Raw genomic sequence first — 8,579 nt, 5'->3', positions numbered from 1 at the left:
GCTGACGGAGTCCCTGAACAGCGGTACGGCCGGGCGACTGCCCTGGGCGGAACTGGCGCGACGCGTCGAGGGATTGGACGGCACCGTGCGCTTCTCGCTGTTGATGAAGCCGGGGCGGCGTGGCGACACCGTTAACCCCTATCACTCGACGATCGGCAAACACACCGTCTTTCATGTCGAGCGGGTGCTCGGCCTGTTCATTCATGATCCGCGGATCACCTGCCGATGGACGGACGAGGGGATCACCGGCGAGGTAGCCGTCGCCGCCGGCGACCGCCGCACCCTCGCGATCGTCGCGGGGCAGGACGAGCCGCTGGTCGCGCCGAGCATCGAGGAGATCGACGATCGCATCGACCTGTCGCATCGCGAATGGCGCGATTGGGCGGACACCGTCACCTATCGTGGCGACGATCGTGGCGCCTTCCTGCGCAGTGCGCTCGCGCTGAAGCTGCTGCTCTACTCCCCCTCGGGCGCAATCGCGGCGGCGGCGACCACGTCGGTGCCGGAGGGGATCGGCGGCGAAAAGAACTTCGACTACCGCTACGCCTGGGTGCGCGACGCCGGCTATACGATCAAGGCATTCCTGACGGCCGGAGCACAGGCGGAAGCCAAGGCCGCGTTTACCTGGCTGCTCAATCAATTACGCGATACCGGCGTGCGCGTTTGCTACACGCTGTCGGGCGGGATCGTGCCCGATGTATCGAGTTGGGCGATGCCGGGCTATCGCGCGTCGCGGCCCGTGGTGACAGGCAACCTCGCCACCGACCAGGCGCAGCATGGCGTATATGGCGACATCTTCGAAACCGCGTCGTGCTTCGTTGCGTGCGGCAATATCCTGGATAGCGCGAGCGCGGAATTCCTGTCGCACCTGGCCGATCAATGCGCCGACCGCTGGCGCTTGCCCGATTCCGGCATGTGGGAATTGCAGGAGGAACGGCATTACACGATGTCGAAGATCAGCTGCTGGCAGGCGCTCGCCCGGGCGGTCGAGCTGGCGGATCAGGGTCAGTTGCCGACGACGTGCCGGGAACGCTGGTCGCGCGAGCGGGACCGGGTGAAGGCGTGGATCGAGGACGAATGCTGGTGCGAAACGCAGCAGGCCTTCGTCATGTATCCCGGCTGCAAGACGATCGATGCCTCGCTGGCGCTGGCGGTCCGCTTCGGCTTCGACGGCGAAGAGCGATTGCGGCTGACGCTCGACGCGATCGATCGTGAATTGGGCGCGGGCCCGTTCCATTATCGCTATTCCGGCATGGACGCGGAGGAGGGCTGTTTCCTCGCCTGCTCGTTCTGGATGGTGGAGGCACGCGCGCTGCTGGGGCAGCGCGAACAGGCGCGTGCGCAGCTCGACCGGCTGACCGAAGCGCTGCACCGCGGCCACGGCATTCTTGCGGAGATGGTGGACCCGCACACCGGCGCGTTTCTTGGCAATTTACCGCAAGGTTTGAGCCACTTGGCGCATCTGATGGCGTTATCTGTGCTGAATGACGAGGCCGCTTGCGACTGAACGGCGCGCGGCTCGTTACAGCGTCCCCCCCTACAGGAGACGATCATGAGCGACCGCCTGACGATGCAGGATCCGCGCACGCAATATCCGCAACCGCCCTTCCCACGCCAGCCGCAGCCCGTCCCCGGTGAGGCCGCCAAGATGGATCCGGTGCCCGATCATGGGGAGGACAGCTATCGCGGCTCGGGAAAGCTGACCGGGCGGCGTGCGCTGGTGACCGGCGGCGACAGCGGCATCGGGCGCGCCGCGGCGATCGCTTTCGCCCGCGAGGGCGCCGATGTCGCGATCTCCTACCTTCCGGCCGAGAAAGCCGACGCCGCCGAGGTATTGCGGCTGATCGAAGCGGAAGGGCGCAAGGCGATCGACCTGCCCGGCGACATCACCGACGAGACATGGTGCCGCACGATGGTGGATCAGGCGGTCGAGCAACTGGGTGGGCTCGACGTGCTGGTGATCAACGCCGGCCGCCAACAGCATCGGGAGAATATTGCCGAAGTGTCCTCGGCGGATTTCGACCAGACGCTGAAGACCAACCTCTATGCAATGCACTGGATCGCCCAGGCGGCGGTGCCGCATCTGCCGACCGGCGCATCGGTGATCACCACCGCGTCGGTGCAGGCCTATGATCCCTCGGCGATCCTGCTCGATTACGCCACCACCAAGGCGGGGATCGTGGCCTATACCAAGGCACTCGCCAAGCAGCTCATCGAGAAGGGCATCCGCGCGAACGTCGTCGCGCCCGGGCCGTTCTGGACGCCGCTACAATCGTCAGGTGGGCAGCCGTCCGAGGCAGTGATGGAATTCGGATCGAAAAGCCAGTTCGGCCGCCCCGGCCAGCCGGTCGAGATTGCGCCGATCTATGTGTTGCTGGCCAGCCAGGAAGGCAGTTTCCTCACCGGCGAGGTCTATGGCGTCACTGGCGGCGCCGGGGTCGCCTGAACAATGGATCGGGGGGCGGGACGATCGCCCCCCAATCGATCTCCGGATCGACCGTGGCGCCGACACCGTCACCCCGCGATCGTGAAGACCGAACCCGAATCCACCCGGATTCCCGCCCCGTTAATGAAGCTCGCCCGTTCGGAACACAGGAACGCCACCGCCGCTGCGACCTCCTCGGGCTTGCCGCGCCGCTTCAGCTCCATGCCGGGCCGTTCCTCCACGAGGAAACTCGCGATCGCCTCGTCGAAGCTAACGCCCTTCTCCTCGGCGCGCTTGCGCATCATCTTGTCGGTCATCGGTGTGGCGATGAACGCGGGCGAGACGGTGTTCACCAGCACGTTGTCCCCGCCATACGCCTTCGACAGGCCTTTCGCGAGGCTGAGTATCCCTGCCTTCGACGCGCAATAGGGCAATTCGTCGACATAGGGCTGCACCGCATCTTCCGACGCGAACAGCACGATCCGGCCCCAGCCGCGCCGGCGCATCGCCGGGATCGCCTCGCGGCACATGCGCACCGCGCCCATCAGGTTGATGTCGAGCGTCTCCCACCACCCGCCGTCATCGACATCGAGGAAATCGCCGGTCGCGCCCGTGACGCCGGCGGCGTTGACGTACATGTCGGGATCGCCCCACCGCTCCCGCACTTCGCGCCAGATCGCGGTGACGTCGTCCGCCTTCGTCACATCTCCCGTTACCGCGATGACCTCGCCCAGCGAGGCCAGCTCGGCGCGTGCCTCCTCGATCGTGCCGTCGGCCCGATCGGTGATTGCGACGCGCACGCCCGCTTCCAGCAATAGCCGCGCGGTTTCCTTGCCCATGCCGGAATCGGCGCCGCTGATCAGCGCGATACGCCCATTGATGCCCAGATCCATATCACTCTCCTCGGGTTCGGCTATTCAGGAATTGCGCCGCGCATCGCAGCGACAGCGCCATGATTGTCAGCGCGGGATTGGCCGCCAGTGCGCTGGGAAATATTGAATTGTCGCAGATATAGAGGTTGGGCACGTCGAAGCTTCGCCCGTCCGCGTCCACCACTGCGTGATCGCCGTCACGCCCCATCCGACACGTGCCGATCGTGTGCGCCGAACGATCGAGGGCCAGGATGTCGCGCGCGCCCGCCGCCTCCCAGATCGCGGTCAGGGTACGGCGGGCATGGGCATCGACCGCGCGCTCATTTTCCCCATAGCTGAAATCGATCCGCGCCTTGCGCAGCCCGAACGCATCGATCTCGTCCGACAGCGTCAGGCGATTACGCTCGTCAGGCAGGCATTCACCGTTGATCCCGATCCCGGCCAGCCGGTGATAATCGTCGATCATCCCCACCAGCCGCTCCCCCCATAATCCCGCGCCGCGGGTCAGGTTGGTCGCCAGCGTGACCGGCAGCACGCCGAGGCTCTGGATCAGATAACCACCCGCGCAGCCCGCATCGGCGGGGCGCATCATATCCTCGCTGATCAGCGACGAGGGGTAGCCGCGGTTCATCCGCATGTCCGCATCGAACCGCCCCCAGACCTGCGTCGCGACATGCGCCATGAAATGACGGCCAACCTGCCCGCTGCTGTTCGCGAGATCGAGATTGAGCAACAGGCGCGGCGTCTCCACCCCGCCCGCGCACAGGAACAGCGCGCCGCAGCGCTGGCGCACATCCTGCCCGTCGCGGCGATAGACGACGCCGTCGACGCGGCCGGCGCGATCGCGCTCGATATCGATCACCCGGCTGCGATCGCGCACCTCAGCGCCGTGCGCGATCGCGAGCGGCAGCCACGTGGTATCCATGCTGGTCTTGGCGGCGTTGCGACAACCCTGGTGGCAGGTGCCGCAATTCACGCACGCCTGTCGCTGTCCCCAATGCGGCTGCTGCCAGTCGCGTGAAACTAGCGCGGCCGGCGCGTCGGTGGCGGTGAGGCCCAGCGCCGCACAGCCACGCGCCATCGCGTCGGCTGGGGCATTCCGCGACACCGGCGGCAGCGGATATCGCCGCGCCGCATCCCACGGATAATGCGCCGGCCCCGACACGCCGATGAAGCGTTCGACCTGTTCGACATAAGCGATCAGTTCATCGAACGCGATCGACCAATCGTCCCCCACCCCCATCATCGTCCGCAGCGACAGGTCGCGGGCATCGGGACGCGGACAAAAGGCACCCCAATGGAGCGTCGATCCCCCAACCCCCATGCCCGAATTGTTGGCGCCGAACGCGGTCGGGTCCGCGCAGCCACTCAGCCGTTCCTCCAGCCAATACAGATCGGCCGCCACTTCGTCCGCGACATGCTCGTCGGGCAGGAAGCGGTCGCCGGCTTCGAGCACGACAACCGACAGGCCCGCCTGCGCGAGGCGCGCGGCCAGCGGCGCCCCGCCCGCGCCGCTGCCGACGATCACCGCGTCGACATTATCGGACGGCTGATAGAGTGGCGGTGTCATGCGGGGCGCCTCGCCGAAAGCTGCCACGGTTCGGGATCATCCGCCCCCGTCCGGACATAGCCCTGCTTGCGCTGATCGTCGCCGCCGACCGCGAAGCCGTCATAGCCGATCCGTGCCATCGTCCGGGGCAGCGCCATCCACTGCCGCACGATCTCCCCGCGTGCATCGGCGAACCAATGCTGCCACTGGCGGCACGTCCAAGGCGCCAGCCGCACGCCGACGGTATCGGCACCCTCCGCGATCGAGCGCAACAAATCCTCGCGCGCCGCCGCCGCCTGATCTGCGAAACCATGCTGGTCGAGCAGGTCGAGGGCCATCGTCCAGCCGGATGCATCGGGCGGCAGATCGGCATAGCGCCAGCCATCCCCCTCCCCGCTCGCCAGCGCCACATCGATGCGACGGGCAAGATCGGCGGGGTCCGCCGCATCGGGCAGCACATGCGCGATCAGCAGTTTCAGGATCTCGACCTGGCGATCGGTCAGCAGCGTCCGCGCATCGGCGGCCGGGCCGGCATGCCGCTCCAGCAACAGCCGCCGCGTCTGCGCGCTGACACGGGCGGAGCCAAGCAGGTTCAAGAATGCCGCCGGCAGCGCGCTCGCCAGTGCGTGTTCGGCATGTGCCGCGATCAAATCGGCAAGACGCTCGGGTTGCTCATAAGGAAGCAGGTGCGCCGCATCGGCCACCACCGCGATCCGCCCATTCGGATAGTGCGGCAGGTTCCACCGCCGTTGCGCCTCCTCTCCCAGATCGCCATCCTCGCCGCCGGCAAGGATCAGCGCCGGGATCGGAAGGCGCCCCGCCTCCTCGCTCCAATCCTCGCGGCTCCCGCGTTCCAGCCAGCCCAGCCACGCCTGACGGTGGGAGCGCCGGACGTCCGCCACCGCCCGCGCCTCCATGGCGGGCGGCAGGTCCGCCGCGACGTTCGCCGCCACGAAGGTGCGGGCCTGCGCCTCGCTTGCCGGGCCATCCGCGAACCAGCCGAGCATCTGACGTCGCCGGTCCTCGTCCATCGGCTCCGGCGCGGGTGGCGATGCCGCCACGAGCACGACGCCCGCCAACCCGGACAGCCCGGCCACACCCTCGCGCGCCTGCGCCGCGACCAGAGTCGCGATCTTGCCTCCCATGCTGTGACCGACGATCAGCCAGCGATCCGGGCGTCGCGCCCGCACCTCGCGAGTAAACCACGCCACCGCCGCCGCCACATCGACATAGCCGGCGTCCGCCGCATCGCCGAATCCCGGCATATCGAGTGCGACGCAATCATAGCGGTCACGCAGGCGCGCGACGACCGCGTCCCATTCTTGGGCGCTCGCGCCCAACGCATGCAGGAAGAAGAGGGTGGGCACCTGATATCCTATCTGGAGCATCGACCTGCCATGAAGCCGCGCGGCCCACGCGAGTTCCTGAATTGATTTCGATCAATCCAAATATTTCCCGCGATCAATCCGCACACCCGAAAATCTGCGCAAGCGACGGAAAAGGAACAGACTCTCCCTTCACCGTGGACCCATTTACCAGAATTGACGTTCATCCTCCTCAAAATAGAAAAGGGGTCGACTTGATCATCCTCCATCTCGCGCTCGGCGGTTGTCTAAAGGCGCCACCCGTCGAATTCGGGATCACTGCGGATACCGGCGGGCATATCGCCTACATCCTCGATGCCGCCCGCCATCAGGCGATGTGCCCCGGGGTTTCGCAGGTCGAGATCGTGACCCGCCTGTTCGTCGACGAGCGGCTCGACCCGGTGCACGCGGCGCCGGTCGAAGCCATGGCACCCGGTATCATCATCCGGCGCATTGCTACGTCGAACCGGCGTTACCTTGAGAAAGAAGCGCTCTGCGACGAACTCGCAGCCTTTACCGAGGCATTTTGTGACCATCTGTCGCACGCGCCGAACCGGCCCGATGTCATCCACGCGCATTTCGCTGATGCCGCCGCGGTGGCGAGCGAAGCGCAGCGCCGGTTCGGCATCCCGTTCGTCTATACGCCGCACGCGCTGGGCATCGACAAGCGGGCGCAACATCTCTCCAGCGCCGGGCTGGAAGCGCGCATCATCGCCGAACGCGCGGCGCTGCGCGATGCCGCCGCGATCATCGTCTCCACACGCGATGAAGCGGAGCGCCAGATCGGCGGTTATGGCGTCGATACGGGCGGACGGGTGCAGATCCTGCCGCCGGGCATCCCCCGCCGCGATCTGGTGCCGAGGGCGCCTACCCTTGCCGACCGGCTGGGGGCATGGTTCACCGCGCCCGAGCGACCGCTGCTGCTCGCGATCGCACGGCCGGTCGCGAAGAAAAATCTGGCCGCGCTGATCCGCGCCTATGCCGGGAACGACCAATTGCGTCAGCGGGCGAACCTGCTGATCCTCGCGGGCCAGCATGACCATGTCAGTGGCGAGGAGGCAGCGATCCTGACGGCGTTGCAGGCGCTGGCGAGCACGGACGCCTGTCGCGGGCGCGTCGCGCTGCCGCCACACCACGATGCCGACGATGTCGCCGCGCTATATGCGCTGGCGGCTCGGGGCGGCGTGTTCGTCAATCCGGCGCTGCACGAGCCCTTCGGGCTGACGCTGGTGGAGGCCGCCGCCGCTGGGGTGCCGGTGGTCGCAACCCGCAACGGCGGCCCGGCGGAGATTGTCGCGACGATCGGCCACGGGCTTCTGGTCGATCCCCGCGACGATGCCGCGATCGGCGCAGCGATCGCCGCGATTGTCACCGATCCGGTGCGCCATGCCGCTCTGTCGCTGGCCGCGCTGACCGGGGTGGATGCCTATTGCTGGGATCGCTATGCGGCGGCGTCGATCGACTTGTATCAATCGGCACGGGCGCCGCGCCTGCTGGCATGCGACATCGATAACACGCTGACCGGCTGCACCAGAGGCGCGGCGGCGTTCGCGCGTTGGCGCGCGGAGCGCCGACTGCCCTTCGTCGTCGCCACCGGGCGTGGATTTCCGGCGGCGCGCGCGATCCTGCGGCAATGGGGCCTGCCGACGCCCGATGCGTTCATCACCGATGTCGGCACCCGGCTGATCCTGCGCGACACGGCGGGGCGGTGGCGCCCATGTCGTGACTATGCGCGACACCTCGACCGGGATTGGGATCGCGCCGCTGTCGTCTCGTGCCTCGGGCCGCTTGCGCTGACGCCACAGCCGGCGACGACCGCAGGGCCGCACAAGATCAGCTTTTTCGGAACGGCGGACGATGCCGACCGCGCTCGCCGGGCGCTGGATGCGGCCGGGCTGCGCGCGCGCGTGATCTATTCGCATGGCCGGTTGATCGACGTGCTGGCCCCGCATGGCGGCAAGGCCGCGGCGATCGCGGCTTATGCCGCCCGATCGGGCATGACGCTGGCGCAATGTGTCGCGGCGGGGGACAGCGGCAACGACGCGGATATGCTGACCGCGTGCGGCCATGCGATTGTTGTCGGCAATGCCAGCGACGAACTGGACGGCCTGCCCGCCCGGCCAGGCCTGCATCGTGTGTCCGCCCGTCATGCGGCGGGGGTGCTGGAAGGGCTGGCCGCGATCGGGCTACACCAGCTGCCGTCATCGAAACCGATCCCGATCTCGATCCCGGTCGCGGCATGACGCGGCCGTTCGGCTATTTCGTCCATCACCAGGGACGCGGCCATGCCGAGCGTTGCGCGGCAATCGCCAATGCGCTGCCGCCGCAGCGCCGGATGACGATCTTCTGCGCGCGGGACGATATCTTTC

Annotated in this window: 6 protein-coding genes; 3 read left to right on the top strand and 3 right to left on the bottom strand. The window is 67.5% G+C overall.

What is annotated here, in order from left to right; all coding sequences use genetic code 11:
- Positions 1-1,507 (top strand): glycoside hydrolase family 15 protein (locus ACFDSW_RS13030; RefSeq protein WP_375250716.1); only part of this gene is annotated, 1,507 nt, incomplete at its 5' end.
- 45 nt (positions 1,508-1,552) lie between these two features.
- Positions 1,553-2,446, top strand: coding sequence for an SDR family oxidoreductase (locus tag ACFDSW_RS13025; RefSeq protein ID WP_375250715.1), 894 nt, complete (start codon positions 1,553-1,555; stop codon positions 2,444-2,446).
- Between the two features lie 68 nt (positions 2,447-2,514).
- Here the strand turns inward: ACFDSW_RS13025 and ACFDSW_RS13020 are convergent, their stop codons facing one another.
- Genes ACFDSW_RS13020 through ACFDSW_RS13010 form a run of 3 tightly spaced genes read right to left on the bottom strand, consistent with a single transcriptional unit; the run spans position 2,515 to position 6,234 of the window.
- Entirely contained in the window at positions 2,515-3,318 is an 804-nt protein-coding gene (locus ACFDSW_RS13020) for an SDR family NAD(P)-dependent oxidoreductase (protein WP_375250714.1), read from the bottom strand.
- Between the two features lies 1 nt (position 3,319).
- The gene (locus tag ACFDSW_RS13015) at positions 3,320-4,867 is read right to left on the bottom strand and encodes a GMC family oxidoreductase (protein WP_375250713.1); all 1,548 of its coding nucleotides are present in this window, start codon (positions 4,865-4,867) and stop codon (positions 3,320-3,322) included.
- A complete protein-coding gene (locus ACFDSW_RS13010) occupies positions 4,864-6,234 on the bottom strand; it encodes an alpha/beta fold hydrolase (protein WP_375250712.1) in 1,371 nt (456 codons plus the stop codon). The genes ACFDSW_RS13015 and ACFDSW_RS13010 overlap by 4 nt, the downstream gene beginning before the upstream one ends.
- Positions 6,235-6,425: 191 nt before the next feature.
- On the opposite strand from ACFDSW_RS13010, the gene ACFDSW_RS13005 reads away from it, so the two are divergent.
- On the top strand, positions 6,426-8,453 hold the full coding sequence (locus ACFDSW_RS13005; RefSeq protein ID WP_375250711.1) for an HAD-IIB family hydrolase: 2,028 nt from the start codon (positions 6,426-6,428) through the stop codon (positions 8,451-8,453).
- Positions 8,454-8,579 lie beyond the last annotated feature (126 nt).

Source organism: Sphingomonas sp. (assembly GCF_042091075.1).
Taxonomy (GTDB): domain Bacteria; phylum Pseudomonadota; class Alphaproteobacteria; order Sphingomonadales; family Sphingomonadaceae; genus Sphingomonas.
Note: the sequence above shows the minus strand (reverse complement) of the source record. Positions and strands in the feature narration are given on the sequence as shown.

Excerpts from the sequence above, each read along its gene's own strand:
- ACFDSW_RS13010 (WP_375250712.1), bottom strand. The coding sequence starts at position 6,234 with ATGCTCCAGATAGGATATCAGGTGCCCACCCTCTTCTTCCTGCATGCG.
- ACFDSW_RS13015 (WP_375250713.1), bottom strand. The coding sequence starts at position 4,867 with ATGACACCGCCACTCTATCAGCCGTCCGATAATGTCGACGCGGTGATC.
- ACFDSW_RS13020 (WP_375250714.1), bottom strand. The coding sequence starts at position 3,318 with ATGGATCTGGGCATCAATGGGCGTATCGCGCTGATCAGCGGCGCCGAT.
- ACFDSW_RS13025 (WP_375250715.1), top strand. The coding sequence starts at position 1,553 with ATGAGCGACCGCCTGACGATGCAGGATCCGCGCACGCAATATCCGCAA.